The 14,108-nt window shown below is 64.3% G+C and carries 12 protein-coding genes; 7 read left to right on the top strand and 5 right to left on the bottom strand.

The window, feature by feature from the left end:
- The first annotated feature begins 13 nt into the window (after nucleotides 1–13).
- From Q4I12_RS09395 to Q4I12_RS09365, 7 genes are all read left to right on the top strand, one after another.
- On the top strand, nucleotides 14–1,333 hold the full coding sequence (locus Q4I12_RS09395; RefSeq protein ID WP_302261409.1) for an ATP-dependent 6-phosphofructokinase: 1,320 nt from the start codon (nucleotides 14–16) through the stop codon (nucleotides 1,331–1,333).
- Nucleotides 1,326–4,616, top strand: coding sequence for a UvrD-helicase domain-containing protein (locus Q4I12_RS09390; RefSeq protein WP_302261408.1), 3,291 nt, complete (start codon nucleotides 1,326–1,328; stop codon nucleotides 4,614–4,616). Before Q4I12_RS09395 ends, Q4I12_RS09390 begins: the two co-directional genes overlap by 8 nt.
- On the top strand, nucleotides 4,613–7,603 hold the full coding sequence (locus Q4I12_RS09385; protein WP_302261407.1) for a PD-(D/E)XK nuclease family protein: 2,991 nt from the start codon (nucleotides 4,613–4,615) through the stop codon (nucleotides 7,601–7,603). Before Q4I12_RS09390 ends, Q4I12_RS09385 begins: the two co-directional genes overlap by 4 nt.
- A gap of 113 nt (nucleotides 7,604–7,716) precedes the next feature.
- A complete protein-coding gene (locus Q4I12_RS09380) occupies nucleotides 7,717–8,847 on the top strand; it encodes an NAD(P)H-dependent flavin oxidoreductase (RefSeq protein WP_204625258.1) in 1,131 nt (376 codons plus the stop codon).
- A 64-nt stretch (nucleotides 8,848–8,911) separates the two neighbouring features.
- Nucleotides 8,912–9,391 (top strand): hypothetical protein, encoded by a 480-nt coding sequence (locus Q4I12_RS09375; protein ID WP_302261406.1) that lies wholly within the window; start codon nucleotides 8,912–8,914, stop codon nucleotides 9,389–9,391.
- Between the two features lie 186 nt (nucleotides 9,392–9,577).
- On the top strand, nucleotides 9,578–9,790 hold the full coding sequence (rpmB, locus tag Q4I12_RS09370) for a 50S ribosomal protein L28 (RefSeq protein ID WP_040369119.1): 213 nt from the start codon (nucleotides 9,578–9,580) through the stop codon (nucleotides 9,788–9,790).
- 54 nt (nucleotides 9,791–9,844) lie between these two features.
- The gene (locus Q4I12_RS09365; RefSeq protein ID WP_302261405.1) at nucleotides 9,845–10,813 is read left to right on the top strand and encodes a rhomboid family intramembrane serine protease; all 969 of its coding nucleotides are present in this window, start codon (nucleotides 9,845–9,847) and stop codon (nucleotides 10,811–10,813) included.
- A gap of 145 nt (nucleotides 10,814–10,958) precedes the next feature.
- Here the strand turns inward: Q4I12_RS09365 and Q4I12_RS09360 are convergent, their stop codons facing one another.
- The 5 genes from Q4I12_RS09360 to hpf form a co-directional block, all read right to left on the bottom strand.
- The gene (locus tag Q4I12_RS09360; RefSeq protein WP_302261404.1) at nucleotides 10,959–11,537 is read right to left on the bottom strand and encodes a hypothetical protein; all 579 of its coding nucleotides are present in this window, start codon (nucleotides 11,535–11,537) and stop codon (nucleotides 10,959–10,961) included.
- A 105-nt stretch (nucleotides 11,538–11,642) separates the two neighbouring features.
- Nucleotides 11,643–12,104, bottom strand: a complete 462-nt coding sequence (locus Q4I12_RS09355) for a PTS sugar transporter subunit IIB (RefSeq protein ID WP_204625254.1) — start codon at nucleotides 12,102–12,104, stop codon at nucleotides 11,643–11,645.
- Between the two features lie 5 nt (nucleotides 12,105–12,109).
- Nucleotides 12,110–12,553, bottom strand: coding sequence for a PTS sugar transporter subunit IIA (locus tag Q4I12_RS09350; protein ID WP_006004575.1), 444 nt, complete (start codon nucleotides 12,551–12,553; stop codon nucleotides 12,110–12,112).
- Between the two features lie 68 nt (nucleotides 12,554–12,621).
- Nucleotides 12,622–13,524, bottom strand: coding sequence for an RNase adapter RapZ (gene rapZ / locus Q4I12_RS09345; protein ID WP_302261403.1), 903 nt, complete (start codon nucleotides 13,522–13,524; stop codon nucleotides 12,622–12,624).
- 41 nt (nucleotides 13,525–13,565) lie between these two features.
- Nucleotides 13,566–14,105: a ribosome hibernation-promoting factor, HPF/YfiA family gene (gene hpf / locus Q4I12_RS09340; RefSeq protein WP_204625252.1), complete on the bottom strand. Its 540-nt coding sequence runs from the start codon at nucleotides 14,103–14,105 to the stop codon at nucleotides 13,566–13,568.
- Between the last annotated feature and the right edge of the window lie 3 nt (nucleotides 14,106–14,108).

Genomic DNA, 14,108 nt, shown 5'->3' with positions numbered 1-14,108 from the left:
CACGAGGTGAAGCATGACCAAAACCGGCGCCATCGATACCAGCATCCGTACTCTCGGCACCCCCAAACTCACGTCCAGGCTGCCCTACCGTACCTGGGTGGATGACGTGCGCCTGCCCATACAGGTGGACAGGGAACTCTGCGACGAGTTCACCGAACCCGTATGTCTGGATTTCGAGGCTGCCGGCCCCCGGAAAAAACTTTACTTCGATCCCAGCCGGGCAAAATGCGCCATCGTGACCTGCGGTGGCCTTTGCCCGGGGCTCAATGACGTCATCCGCGCCATCGTCATGGAGGCGCACCACGCCTACCATGTGCCCTCCATCATGGGCATCCGCTACGGGCTGGAAGGCTTCATCCCGGCCTGCGGGCATCAGCCCATGGAACTGACGCCCGAACGCGTGGCCGACATCCACCGCTTCGGCGGCACCATCCTGGGCTCGTCGCGCGGTCCCCAGTCCGCGGAAGAGATCGTGGACAGCCTGGAACGCTCCAACGTCAGCATCCTGTTCGTCATCGGTGGTGACGGCAGCATGAAGGCCGCCCTGAGCATCAGCCGCGAAGTGCAGGCGCGCAACCTCAAGATCGCCGTCATCGGCATCCCCAAGACCATCGACAACGACATCAACTTCATCCCCCAGTCCTTCGGCTTCGAGACCGCCGTCTACAAGGCCACCGAGGCCATCGAATGCGCCCACACCGAGGCCCGGGGCATGCCCAACGGCATCGGCCTGGTCAAGCTCATGGGCCGGGAATCGGGCTTCATCGCCGCCCAGGCCACGCTGGCCATGAAGGAAGTGAACTTTGTCCTGGTGCCGGAAGCGCCCTTCACCCTCGAAGGGGAAGGCGGCCTGCTGCCCGCGCTGGAAGAACGCCTGAAAAGCCGCCATCACGCCGTCATCGTGGCGGCCGAGGGCGCCGGCCAGCATCTGCTGGACCGTTCCGGCGTCACCGACGCCTCGGGCAACCTGCTGCTGGGCGACGTGGCCGACCTGCTGCGCTCCGAGATCAAGCGTTATATGGACGCCCGCGGCATCCCCCACGCGCTCAAGTACATCGACCCCAGCTACATCATCCGCTCCGTGCCGGCCACGGCCAACGACAAGGTCTACTGCGGCTTCCTGGGCCAGTACGCCGTCCATGCGGCCATGGCCGGGCGCACCGACATGGTGGTGGGCAAGATCCAGGACCGCTACGTGCATCTGCCGCTGGAGCTGGTGACGCGCCGCCGCCGCAAGCTCAACATCTATTCCGATCTCTGGCGCGCCGCCCTGGAATCCACGGGGCAGGGCATGCTGGCCGGTATGCTGCCGCAGCAGGAGACGCATGGCTAGTCTGTATCAAGTCAAGGCATCCGCCGGGTCAGGCAAGACCTATGACCTGACCCGGCGTTTTTTGTGTCTGCTGGCGGCCTGCGGGGCCCCGGCACCGGCCGCTGCCGCCTCCTGCGGGCTGGGCACCGGCCCCTCGGGCTGGGACGAGATCCTGGCCATCACCTTCACCAATGCCGCCGCCGGCGAGATGCGCGACCGCGTCATCGGCCGCCTCAAGGCCATCGCCCTGGGCACGCCGGAAAAAGGCATCCCCCTGACGCCCGACATGGCCGCCCGCTGGCTGGACGTCATCCTGCGAGATCTGGCCAGCCTCAACATCCGCACCATCGACAGCCTGCTCCACGCCATCGTGCGTTCGGCCGCCCTGCAGCTGGATCTGCCCCCGGATTTCCAGCCCGCCTTCGTGAGCATGGATGCCGTGACGCCCTATCTCGATACCCTGCTCAACCAGGCCTCCCAGGGCAACGAGAAGATGGAAAAACTGCTGCGCGACCTTTACTGGGCCATCGTCCATGTGCAGCAGAGCAAGGGCTTCAATGCGGGGGAAAAGCTGGGCGACATCATCCGCCCCCTGCTGGATGGCATCCTGCGCGACGAATTCACGGATATCGCCAGCCCGGAAGAGCTGGAAAGCCGCCACCAGCAGCTCTGGAACAGGACGCGCGGCCTGATCCGGGCTGTCCTCGACGCGGAGGAGCAGGCCAAGACCAAGCTCCATGCCACGAGCCGCAAGGCCCTGGTGCGCCTTCAGGAGCGGGACGAAGGGGCCTTCAAGCTCAAGTCCATCGCCGAGCCCGAGGTCGACAAATTCCTCACGGCCAAAACGAAGCGTACGGAAGAACTGCTGTCGGTACTGGAGGCACTGACGTCCTGGCTGCCGGATTTCAGCCGCCGTCATGCCCTGCTGCGTTCGGCCCGCAATTTTGCCCCGGCCGTCCAGCTGGCCACGTTGCTGGTCCACGCCATGCGGGCCAACCAGCAGCAGGAAGGCACCCTGCCCGCCGTCCTGGTGCCGGAGATGGCCGCCTTGGTGCTCAGCGGCAGCTTTGGCGTCTCCGAGGCCCTGTGCCGTCTGGGCAGCCGCCTGCAGTATTTCCTGCTGGACGAATTCCAGGACACCAGCCGCGAACAGTGGCAGGCCCTGAGCCCGCTGGTGGAAGAGGCCCTTTCCCGGGGCGGTTCCCTGACCTGGGTGGGCGACGTCAAGCAGGCCATCTACGGCTGGCGTGGCGGGGATGCCGCCCTTTTTGACGGCATCGAAGCTCCCTTGCGCCTTCTGGCCCCGGATGTGCGCCACGAGACGCTCACGGCCAACTGGCGCAGCTGCCGTCAGGTCATCGCGCACAACAATGCCCTGTTCTCGCCTCTGGAGGATGCCGCCGTAGCCCGGCAGGCCCTTGCCGCCCTGATGCCGCAGGACACGCCGGACGATCTGCTGGACAGCTATGCCGAACGTGTGGCCGCGGGCTATGCCGGGACGGCCCAGGATTTTTCGCCCAGCTCGCCTCCCGGCGGCCTTGTGCGCGTGGAAGCCATCGACGGTGACAGCAGCGAAGAACTCAACACCGCCGTATTGGCGCGCCTGCGCCATGTGCTCCGGCAGGAACTGGCCCCGCGCCGTCGCTGGCAGGAGATCATGGTGCTGGTGCGCAGCAATGCCCAGGCCGCACTGGTGGCCGAGGATCTGGCAGCGGCCGACATCCCCATCGTCACGGAGAACAGCCTGCTGCTGTCCACCCATCCTCTGGTGATCCAGAGCGTGGCCCTGCTGCAGTTCCTGTGCAACGCGGAAGACGAGCTGGCCCTCTGGACCGTGGTCACGGGCAGTCTGGTGCAGCAGGGCCCCCTGCCTGTCCCCGACCTTCAGGCTTTGCACGACAGTTGCGTGGACAGGGGCAGCATCCCCCTGGTGCAGCATCTGCAACGGAACTTCCCCGGCTTCTGGGCCTCCGTCCTGGCGCCTTTCCACAATCAGGCCGGGCTCATGACGCCCTACGACACGGTCATGGAATGGTATGACCGCCTGCAGGTCTTCGAACGCTATCCCGATGCCGATGTTTTCCTGCGCTGCTTCCTTGAAGTGCTCAAGAATGCCGAGGATCAGGGCCTGGCCACCCTGCCCGACTTTCTGGCCCACTGGCAGGAAAAGGGCGAGGAGGAAAAAGTCCCCATGCCTGAGGGCATCGACGCCGTTCGCATCATGACCGTCCACAAATCCAAGGGCCTCGAGGCTCCTGTGGTCCTCCTGCCCTGGACCGATGCCACCCTGAAGGCGAGCGACCCGGTGCTCATGGAGGAAGACGGCCTGCGCATGGTCTGCAAGAACGGCCCGCATTGCGGCAGGGTCTACTACGAAGCCCTGTTGCGGCAGGCCATGGAACTGCTCAACCAGTTCTATGTGGCCTTTACCCGGGCACGGGAAGAGCTCCTCGTCTTCCGTACCAGCGCCGCCACCGTGCGCAAGGGCTGCGGCAGCCACGCCCTGGATGTCCTCTGGCAGCAGGCCGGACTCGATGTCCCCTACCTGCTGGAAGGCGGAGACGACGTGCTGCATCCGGTCCAGCCTGCTGTGGCGGAGGAAGGAGAAGACGATACGGCCCCGGCAGCAGAAACCGCAGGAGCCGATAGCACTCCCGACCAGCTCTCCGGCGGACAGACGGCAGTGCCGCATGACCCGGAAGAAGACTGGCGTCCCATGCAATGGTTGCCCCGGCTCAAGATCTACCGCAACCAGCTGGAACGGATGCACTTTTCCGCACGGGATCGCGGCACCCTGCTCCATGCCTGTCTGGAGCAGCTGCCTCTGGGCGGCCTCAGCGAGGACAACATCAGAGCTGCCGTGCGGGAAGTGCTCGCCACCATCCCCCTTGCCGACGGACAGGACGCCCCCGACAGGGAAAGCGTTGCCGCCGACATGGAATCCTGCCTGCTCTGGTTGTTGCGTCTGCCCCAGTTCGGCCTCTGGCAGCGGCGCGGTGTGCCGGAGCAATCCATGCTGGCCGCCGACGGTTCCCGCCGGGACCTTTTGCGTGCCGACCTCATCGTCCCCCTGTCCTGGGGGACCCTGGTGGTGGACTACAAGAGCGGCAGGGTCATGGACGAGCATGTCCGGCAAGTGCAGCGCTATCTGCGCTGTCTGGAACAGAGCGGCACCACCGTGGCCCGCGGCCTGCTCATCTATCTGGACAGGCAGTCTTTCCGCCTGGTGGAACCCGACAGCGCTTCGGAACTGTTTACGGATCTTGGGGCCTATCCCCGCTACTTCTGTGAGGACGAGGCATGAGCAGCCCCTTCCATATCTTTTCCTGGCAGCAGCCCTTCCTACCTGCCCTGAAACAGGCCACCGACCTCTGGAGCGACGGACGGCCGGGTGATGCCGTCACCATCGTCCCCCACAATCGTCCGTGGCGCTATCTTGTGGACATCTATGCCGCTGCCGGGACCACCGGCCTGCTGCCCAAGGTCCTTTCCCTGCCGGACATGGTGCGCCTGTGGCGCATGCATGCCAGCCCCGTGCCGCTGCGTACGGCCTGCCTGCTGGACAGGGTGGCCCTGTTGCGGGACTGCGTCCTCGATCTGGCCGACGAAGACCACGAGCTGGAAAAACGCTTCGGCAAACTGTCCCCGGACGCCTTCCTGCCCTGGGGCATACGTCTGGCCAATCTGCTGGAAGAACTGCTGGGCCAGAACATGGTCACGGACGACCTGCCCTTCATCGACGAGGTGAGCCCCCCGGCCGCGGCCCTGCTGGGGGCTCTGGGGCGCATCCGCGATGCCTATGTGGCGGCGCTGGCCCAAAAGGGCTGGACCACGCCGGGCCATGACTTCTGGCTGGCCGCCCGCCATGCGGAGGACATCCCCGATCTGCTGCGCCCGGCTGACGGGCATCCCGTGCTGCTGGCCGGTTTTTCCCTGCTCACCGAGACCGAGGACATCCTGCTCCGCAGTCTCTGGCAGGCCGGTGCCCGTGTCTGCCTGCACACGGATCCGGCCCTGGCCCGGCATGATGAGGAAGAGCGGCCGCCTGTGCACTGGGCCTGTCAGGAACACGTCCAGTGGCTGCAGCGCTGGCAGGCCACGGCCCGGCCCTGGGAGGCGGACGCGCCCTCTCCGGTGGAAGACGCGCAAAAATGGCACTATTTCGCGGGTTATGACCTCCACTCCCAACTCAAGGCCCTGCAACAGGATCTGGATGCCCCTTCGGAGGCATCCACGGCCATCCTCCTGACCCACGGCGACCTTCTGCTGCCCGTGCTGCACCATCTGCCGGACAAGGAAGTCAACATCTCCATGGGCTATCCGCTGGATCGTTCGCCCCTCTTCCATCTGCTGGACAGCCTGTTCCGCCTGCATGAAGGACGGGACAAGGACGGGCTTTTCTACTGGCGCTATCTGCTGGCCTGCCTGCGCCACCCCTATCTGGGCATGCTCCAGGCCGCCGCGCCCGGGGAAGAGCCCGGCACGGGGCAGTCCCTGCGCCCCCTGCTCCGCCGTCTGGAGCGCCGCATCCGCAGCGGCAGGCGCCTGGTGGCCCATGAGGATCTGCTGGCCACCCTGGCCGAAGGCGAAGAAAGCATGGGTGCTCCCGCCGGAGAGGACGCCACGGACGGTGCCCTCCCTGCCCCCGGTCCCGAGCGCGCGCTGCTGGAAGAACTGCTGCACCTGCTGCTGGAGGATTTCGGCGCCGTTTCCACGCTGTCCGGCCTGGCCGGCGCCCTGCTGCGCCTGAGCGACTTCCTGACCCGCCACGGACAGGCCGTCTGGGAACGCTTCCCCCTGGATGCCGAGGCCCTGTACCGGCTCGTACGCCACTGCGTGCCGGAACTGCAGCACAATGCCCTGTCCGGCGAGGAGATGGACTCCCGCCTTCTGCACGGTCTGGCTCGCCAGCTGCTGCAACAGCAGCGCATCCCCTTCGAGGCCGATCCGCTGGGTGGTGTGCAGGTGCTGGGCATGCTGGAAAGCCGTCTGCTCCAGTTCGACCGCATCTTCATCATCGATGCCACCGACGACGTCCTGCCCGGTACCCCAGGCCAGGATCCCCTGCTGCCGGACAGCCTGCGCCGCATCCTCGGCCTGCCTGATGCCCGCCGCCGGGAACGGGCGGCCTCCCACACCCTCTACCGCCTGTGTGCCTGCGCCCGCGAGGTGCATTTTTACTGGCAGGAGAGCCAGGGCCGTTCCGGACTCATGGACAGCAAGAAGGCCCGCAGCCGTTTTGTGGAGCAGCTCATCTGGGCGCACGAGCAGCGCACCGGGGCCATCCTCAAGCCGGGCACGCCGCCGCTGGCTGTGGCCACCTGTGCCGTGGCCCCCATGCCGCCCCGCGAGCTGTCCCTGAAGCGCAACCAGGCCTTGCAGGATGCCATGCGAGCCTTTCTGGCCGCGCCCATCTCTCCCACGGCCCTGGATACCTATCTGCATTGCCCGCTGTCCTTCGTCTGGAAACATCTGTGCCGCTTCCGGCCCGTCCAGGAGGTCAACGAAAGAGACGATCCGGCAGAAGTGGGCTCCGTGCTGCACGACGTGCTGCAGCAGCTCTACCGTCCGTATCGCGGCAAGCTGGTGGATGCCGGGACCTTCGACATGGCCGTCATGCGTGCCGAACTGCAGCGCCAGATGGAAAGACACGACCTGCGGACCCAGCTGCCGCCCGACAGCCTGATGATGTTCTCCATGGCGGCCCCGCGCCGTCTGGAGGAATATCTTTGCAATCAGCCGGAAGCCACCATCCTGGAACTGGAATATCCCCTGACCCAGGTCATCAGCTGCAACGGCCGGGAATATACCTTCAAGGGACGCCTGGACAGACTGGACAGGCGTGAGGACGGCCTCTGCATCGTGGATTACAAGACCGGTACCATCAACAGTCCTGCCGGTGCCTTATGGGATGACGAAGCCCTGTTCGTCCACATGGCGCAGGTCCGGGACGCAGGGATCCCTCTTGAGGAACGCCGCCGGCTGGCCGCCGGGGCTTTCGACCAGCTGGCCGAGAAGCTGCGCATGATCCAGCTGCCCGCCTACCTGTGCATGCTGCACGCCGCCGGTTTCAAGGATCTGCACGACGCCGCCCTGGTGGAACTGCGCGACAAGGGGCGGGAATACTGGCTGTTCGGGCCCAGGCTGGATCTGGACAATGGCGAACGCATCCGTCAATGCTTTGACGTCCTCTCCCTGCTGCTCTGGCATATGGAGCACGGCCCTGATTTCACCGGCCGTCCGGGCGAAGGTTGCCGCTGGTGCGACTATCAGGCACTTTGCCATGCCTGACAGAGACAGCGGCCTTGTGAAAATAAGGTTTTTCTGGTAATGCTTTCCGAAAATTGATTTCAATACCGCCCCTCGAGGGCTTTACCTTATAGCGCCATGTTGGAGGTTGCATCATGGCTTTTCCTTCTTTGTCCATTGGAGACCTGACCGCTAAAATGCCCATCGTCCAAGGCGGCATGGGTGTTGGCATTTCCCTTTCCGGCCTCGCCTCTGCTGTTGCCAATCAGGGCGGCATCGGCGTCATCGCCGGAGCCATGATCGGGATGAAAGAGCCCGACGTGGCCAAGAACCCCATCGAAGCCAACCTGCGCGCCCTGCGCCAGGAGCTGACCAAGGCCCGGGAAAAGACCCAGGGCATCATCGGCGTCAACATCATGGTGGCGCTGACCACGTTCAGCCAGATGGTGCGCACGGCCATCGAAAACCGTGCCGACATCATCTTTTCCGGTGCCGGTCTGCCCCTGGAGATGCCCAAGCATCTCCTGCAGGCCTGCGAAGAAAAAAAGGAAGAGTTCAAGACCAAGCTGGTCCCCATCGTCTCTTCCGCCCGCGCGGCGACCCTGATCGCCCGCAAGTGGCTCTCCCGCTTCGACTACCTGCCCGACGCCTTCGTGGTGGAAGGCCCCAAGGCCGGCGGCCACCTCGGCTTCAAGCGTGAAGAGATCAACGACCCGAACTTCGCCCTGGAAGTCCTGGTCCCCCAGGTGGTCGAAGCCGCCAAGCGCCTTGAAGACCAGAAAGGCCGCGCCGTGCCCGTCATCGCCGCCGGCGGCATCTACACCGGCGAAGACATCAAAAAATTCCTCGACCTCGGCGCTTCCGGCGTCCAGATGGGGACCCGCTTCGTGGCCACCAAGGAATGTGATGCCGATGACCGCTTCAAGCAGAGCTACATTGCTGCCCGCGAGGAAGACATCACCATCATCAAGAGCCCGGTGGGCATGCCCGGCCGCGCCCTGCAGAACGACTTCATCGAGGCCGCCCGCCAGGGCAACAAAAAACCCTTCAAGTGCGTCTTCCACTGCGTGCATACCTGCGACCAGGAAAAGACGCCCTACTGCATCGCCCAGGCCCTCATCAGCGCCATGAAGGGCAACCTGGAACGCGGCTTCGCCTTCTGCGGCGCCAACGTGGCCCGTGTCAACAGCATCGTTTCCGTCAAGGAACTGATGGAATCCCTGCAGCAGGAATTCGACCAGACCATCAGCAAGGGCAAGCAGACCCTGCAGGGCCTGCTGAAGTAACACCCGCCTCAGCCATCATCCTGGGGCCGGCCCTGCCGGCCCCTTTTTTTGCCTCTGGAGGACCATGGACGACACCCTTCCCCTGGTGGACAGCGCCACGCTGCCCGATGCTGAAAAAAAACGCCTGCGGAACAGCCATCCCCTGTACGGGCGCATGAACGGCGAAGTGATCTGGATGGCTTATGAAGAACTGGGCTATGATGCCGAGGCCTGCGCCACGGTCATGGATGCCGAGCTGGATCTGCGCCACCGCACCGTCAGCCTCATGGCCACGCTGGAGCAATCCCCGGATGCCTGCTGCGTTCTGGAACTGCCGGATGCCCCCTGTGCTTCCTGCACCGCCTGCCTGGATCTGGCACGGCTTGCCATCGACGCCGCGACACCACAGTGGCGGCAGTGGCTGCCCCCCTACGCCATCGGCTGCCGCGTCCATGCCCGCCTGCTGTCGCATAAGGAAGCCGGACAGGCAGGATGTCGCCCTCCGGAAGGGGCCGCCCTGCCCCGGCGCCAGATGCTCTGCCCATGCCTGACGCCCGAAAAATAGCCCGCAGCAAAGAAATTTGGGCTTTTCCCGGAAAAAGGCTTGCCTTTTTGGCAAAGCTTGGGTAAAGGAACTGCTTGCGCGGCCATGCTGGATGCATGGCTCATTGCCTGCGCAATGCGCGGCCGCTGTTACCCGGCTTTGCCGCATAAACGATACACACAGTTTTCTGCATATACGGAGGACATCATGAGCAAAGAATGCGATTTCTGCGGCAAAAAGCCCCAGGTCGGCAATCTTGTCAGCCATTCCAACATCAAGACCAAGCGCCGCTTCAACCCCAACCTGCAGCGCGTGCGTCATCAGTTCGCTGACGGCACCGTGCGCACCCTGACCGTGTGCACCCGTTGCCTGCGCTCCGGTGTGGTGACCAAGCCCGCCGCCCGCGCCAAGCAGGACTAACTTGTTTTTTGTCCGCAAAGCCCCGGTTGCCACTGCAATCGGGGCTTTTTTGCTATGAAGCCCCGCCTTCTGCGTCTGCCTGCCCCTTTTGCGGGATACTGGCACGCCCAGCGCCGCCCGCGCCCCCTGCCGTTCCACTGGCGTTCCCTCACCGGCCCCGAGGGCATCACCTCCTACAGCCAGCGCCAGGAAATGATCCTCGTGCTCAGCGCCTGCGGTCTGCCCCATCAGCTCTGGCGCTTCCGCCAAAAAGAATACATCTATGTACCTGCCCTGCTGGAAGGTCTGGCCCGGCAGGAGTTGCAGCACTTCCATGCGGAAAAGCAGCGCCCTCCGGCGCCCCGCGGCCTGCCGCCCGCGCTCCATGCCCGCTGCTGGCTGGCTGCCCTGCCCCTGCTCCTGCTCGTCCTCTGGCACGGCCTGCGCAGCGGCTGGTGGCCGCTGCCCGACGGGCTGCCCCTCCCAATGGGCTGGGAACAGGCCGGAGCGCTGGACAACGTCCGCCTGCGCATCTACGGAGAATGGCAACGCCTGTTCACGGCCCTGACCCTGCATGCCGACGCCGCCCACCTGGGCGGCAATGTCCTGCTGGGCGGCATCATGCTGCCCCTGCTGGCCCGGCTGACAGGTCCGGGACGGGCCCTGCTGCTGACCGTGCTGGGCGGCGGGCTCGGCAATCTGCTCACCGTGGCGCTGCGACGGGAATTCGTCCTCAGCCTGGGCTTTTCCACGGCTGTCTTCGCGGCCATCGGGGCCCTGGCCGGGTATATGGTCCTGCATCATGAAAGCAAGCGCTACCTGCCGCTGGCGGCCGGCGTAGGCATTCTGGCCATGTGGGGCATGGGCGAAGGGAACGTGGACTATCTGGCCCACATCTGCGGCCTGGTGGCCGGCATGACCCTCGGTTTCTGGGAGGCCCTGCGTACCAGACGGCGCTGGCCGGGCCTGCCTCAATGGCTGTCCGCCCTGCTGGCCCTGCTCTTGCCCGTGCTGGCCTGGATACAGGCTTTTCAACAGGGATGACGGCAAAACCGTCTCCCTCCTGCACTGTCCGCCACCACGGATGGCGACCGAAAAAAGCTGCGTCCGCATGGCAATGCCGTGCAGGACGCAGCTTTTTTATGGCAAGGTGATGAAGGATCTGTTCCCCGGAAGCGCCCGGCAGCTCCTAGAACATGTCCAGTCTGGTCACGGCCAAAAAGCCGCAGACAGCCACGAACATCCCCGTAAGGCAGGCATACGCCCGGCGGGTGCGCAAAGAAAGGATGCCGCCCACCATGCTGGCAGCAAACAGTACGGGCCAGCCCATCTGCCCTTCAAAAAGGAATATCGCCTCTCCCAGCAGATCACAGGCCAGCCACAAGGCCACATAGCACAGCATGTAGAGCGAGAACTGCCAGGCAGCGCGCACCACGGCCCCCAGCGCCACGGCCTGCCCCGGCGTACAGCCGCGACCGGAAGAGAACCACGCCGTGACCAGGTCCACCAACGGATTGAGGGCCACCCGCTGGTAGCGCTCCGCATAGCTGGCGCCGTAAGCCGCGAATACCGCGAACATCAGGGGAGCCAGGAACTGATGGGCCTCAGACCAGCCCGGGATGATGGACAGGGGGAAAAGCAGCAGGAAGGCCAGGGTCCCGAAAGGCGGGACCACACTACCCAGGGCGATGACATCGAGCCAGAGCAGCTCCACCACGATCCCCAGCGAGAGCGCGGGCTGCCACTGGCCGGAAAGGCCGCCCAGCAACAGGGCCCAGAACAGGGGCCTGTCAGCCAGCCTGAAGACAAAAGAGGAACGGGCTACCCCCGCGAGGACAAAAAAAAAGCGTATTGCACGCCCAGCCAGAGGGCATCAGAGAAGCTGCTCATAAGCATCCCGGATTTTGTCGGAAGGCACACAGCGGAAATCCAGCTCTACCTGCTGTTGCAGCATGGCCCGCAAGTCCTCCCTGTCCTGTTCGGAAAGGGCCACATGCGGAAAGACCTGGATCTTGCCCGGTGCGTAGTGCAGATTGCCGATATTGAGGGCCCGGATGTCGACGCCGCTCTCCAGGGCCCTGCGGGCATCCTGACAGTCGGCAAAGAGGACGAGGCTGCTCTCGCCACAGCAGGCCAGGGTCTCAAGCAGGGCGTCCACCGGTACGAAGTGGATGGCCACCTGCTCCGGCACGGCCAAGGAGACGATCTGCTGCTGCAGAAGGTCCGCCGACATGGCGTCATTGGCAACTATCAGGTGCCGGGCGGCCACATAGGGCAGCCAGCCTTCGATGACCTGCCCGTGCACCAGACGGTTGTCCACTCTGAACCAGAGCATACGGATCAATCGCCTGTTTTTTCTTTGTTCCGGGAACGCAGCATGCTGCCGGCCACGACGATGCCCTTGGTTCCGGCCTCTCCGGCCAGCTTGGCCAGCTCGGCCAGGGGCTTTTCGCGACAGGTGAAGACCTTGAGCAGCATGGGCAGGTTGACGCCGGTGACGACTTCCACATTATGGCTCCCCAGCAGGGAGAGGGCCAGATTGGTGGGGGTGCCGCCGAACATGTCGGTGAGGATGATGACCCCGGCGCCCTTGTCCAGCCGCTGGGCGGCATCATCCAGACGGCGCACGGTCTCAGGCACTTCCTGGGCGATGTCCACGCTGATGGAGGTGCAGTCGCTCAGGGTACCAAGGATGAACTCCGCCGTGCGCAGCATGGCAGAGCCATAGTCGGCATGGGCGACAACGATGATGCCGACCTGGGTGGAAGATTGCTGTTCCGACATGACATACCTCGCGCTGGAACTGAAATTTCTGCAAAATGCAGCACGTAAGGCCAAGAGTGCCAGCTTTCCTAGCCAAGTTCAAGGTGCCTGTGCTCGATACTGGCCGGATAATCCGCCTGGCGCAGCATCTGGAACAGGGCCTCGGCCGTGGCGACGGAACGGTGGCGGCCACCGGTACAGCCCACGGCGATGGCGACCCGGTAGCGGCCTTCCGCTTCCATCTGCGGCAGCATGAAGCGCACCAGGTCAAAAAGCTTCTTCTCGAATTCCTGCGCGGCCTCGGAGGCAAAGACATAGTCACGGACAGCCTTGTCCTTGCCGCTGAGGGGACGCAATTTTTCTACAAAATAGGGATTGGGCAAAAAGCGCAGGTCAAAGACGAAATCCGCCTCGCGCGGGACGCCGTACTTGAAGCCGAACGAGATGACGTTGACCTGGATGGCCCGCAGCTTGCCCGACATCCTGCTCCAGCGCTTCTGGATGGCGCGGCGCAGGTCATGGATGGAAAAACGGCTGGTATCTATGACCAGATCCGCCATCTCGCGCACGGGGGCCAGGCGTGTGCGTTCCTCGTGCAGGGCATCCTCAAGGCCCATGCCCTCACGCTCCAGCGGATGGGGCCGGCGGGTGGTGGCATAACGGCGCATGAGCTCCTGCGCTCCGGCTTCCAGAAAAAGCAGTATGGGCCGGACCCCGTGCTCGGAAAGCTGGGCAAGGGCCACATTGAGCTCTTCCAGAAAGTCCTGCTGGCGCATGTCCATGCCCAGGGCCATGCCCCGGAAGCGTTCCATGGATCCGCGCCGCATCATCTCCACCATCTCGACGGCCAGCCCGGCAGGCAACCCGTCCACAGTGAAATAGCGCAGGTCTTCAAAGACCCGCAGCGCCGTACTTTTACCGGCCCCCGAAAGGCCGGTGACTATACAGACCTGGACAGGCGCTGCCGCGCCCTCGGATGGTGTCTGGCTCATGGCAATCTCGAAGGGGCCCCCTTGCGGGGGCCCCGAAGTCTTTACAGGACGGGGTCGATGACGGCATAGCCGCCGATGCGACGGCGGTACACCACATTGACGCGGTCGGTCTCGGCATTGATGAAGACCAGGAACTCACTGCCGATGGATTCCAGCTGCATCAGGGCTTCGTCCAGATGCAGGGGCTTGGGCGCAAAGCGCTCGGTGCCCACCACGGCGGGTTCTTCATCGGGATCGGCTTCCAGGTTGTAGGTGAAGACATCCACGCTGGCGTTGCGGGCCTGACGGCGCTGTTCCTTGACGCGCGAGACGTGCTTCTTGATCTGGGCCTCGACCTTGTCCACCACAAGGTCGATGGCGGCGTACATGTCGGAAGACTGCTCGGAAGCACTCAGGTGCAGCCCCTCGCCGGCGATGGTCACTTCACAGCGATGCCGGAACTTGTCCACAGTAAGCACAACACCGACTTCCAGTCCGGAAGCCTTGCCAAAAAAGCGTCCCATCTTCTCCATGCGGCGACGGGCATACTTCTTCAGATGATCGGAGGCCTCGAAGTTCTTGAAAGTGAAAGCAATGTTCATAGA

The sequence above is a fragment of the Desulfovibrio piger genome, assembly GCF_951793255.1.
GTDB lineage: Bacteria > Desulfobacterota > Desulfovibrionia > Desulfovibrionales > Desulfovibrionaceae > Desulfovibrio.
Note: the sequence above shows the minus strand (reverse complement) of the source record. Positions and strands in the feature narration are given on the sequence as shown.

Bases quoted from the DNA above. Each gene is read 5' to 3' on its own strand.
- Q4I12_RS09385 (WP_302261407.1), top strand. From the start codon at position 4,613: ATGAGCAGCCCCTTCCATATCTTTTCCTGGCAGCAGCCCTTCCTACCT.
- Q4I12_RS09350 (WP_006004575.1), bottom strand. From the start codon at position 12,553: ATGTCGGAACAGCAATCTTCCACCCAGGTCGGCATCATCGTTGTCGCC.
- Q4I12_RS09365 (WP_302261405.1), top strand. From the start codon at position 9,845: ATGAAGCCCCGCCTTCTGCGTCTGCCTGCCCCTTTTGCGGGATACTGG.
- hpf (WP_204625252.1), bottom strand. From the start codon at position 14,105: ATGAACATTGCTTTCACTTTCAAGAACTTCGAGGCCTCCGATCATCTG.
- Q4I12_RS09395 (WP_302261409.1), top strand. From the start codon at position 14: ATGACCAAAACCGGCGCCATCGATACCAGCATCCGTACTCTCGGCACC.
- Q4I12_RS09380 (WP_204625258.1), top strand. From the start codon at position 7,717: ATGGCTTTTCCTTCTTTGTCCATTGGAGACCTGACCGCTAAAATGCCC.
- rpmB (WP_040369119.1), top strand. From the start codon at position 9,578: ATGAGCAAAGAATGCGATTTCTGCGGCAAAAAGCCCCAGGTCGGCAAT.
- Q4I12_RS09375 (WP_302261406.1), top strand. From the start codon at position 8,912: ATGGACGACACCCTTCCCCTGGTGGACAGCGCCACGCTGCCCGATGCT.
- rapZ (WP_302261403.1), bottom strand. From the start codon at position 13,524: ATGAGCCAGACACCATCCGAGGGCGCGGCAGCGCCTGTCCAGGTCTGT.
- Q4I12_RS09355 (WP_204625254.1), bottom strand. From the start codon at position 12,104: ATGCTCTGGTTCAGAGTGGACAACCGTCTGGTGCACGGGCAGGTCATC.
- Q4I12_RS09390 (WP_302261408.1), top strand. From the start codon at position 1,326: ATGGCTAGTCTGTATCAAGTCAAGGCATCCGCCGGGTCAGGCAAGACC.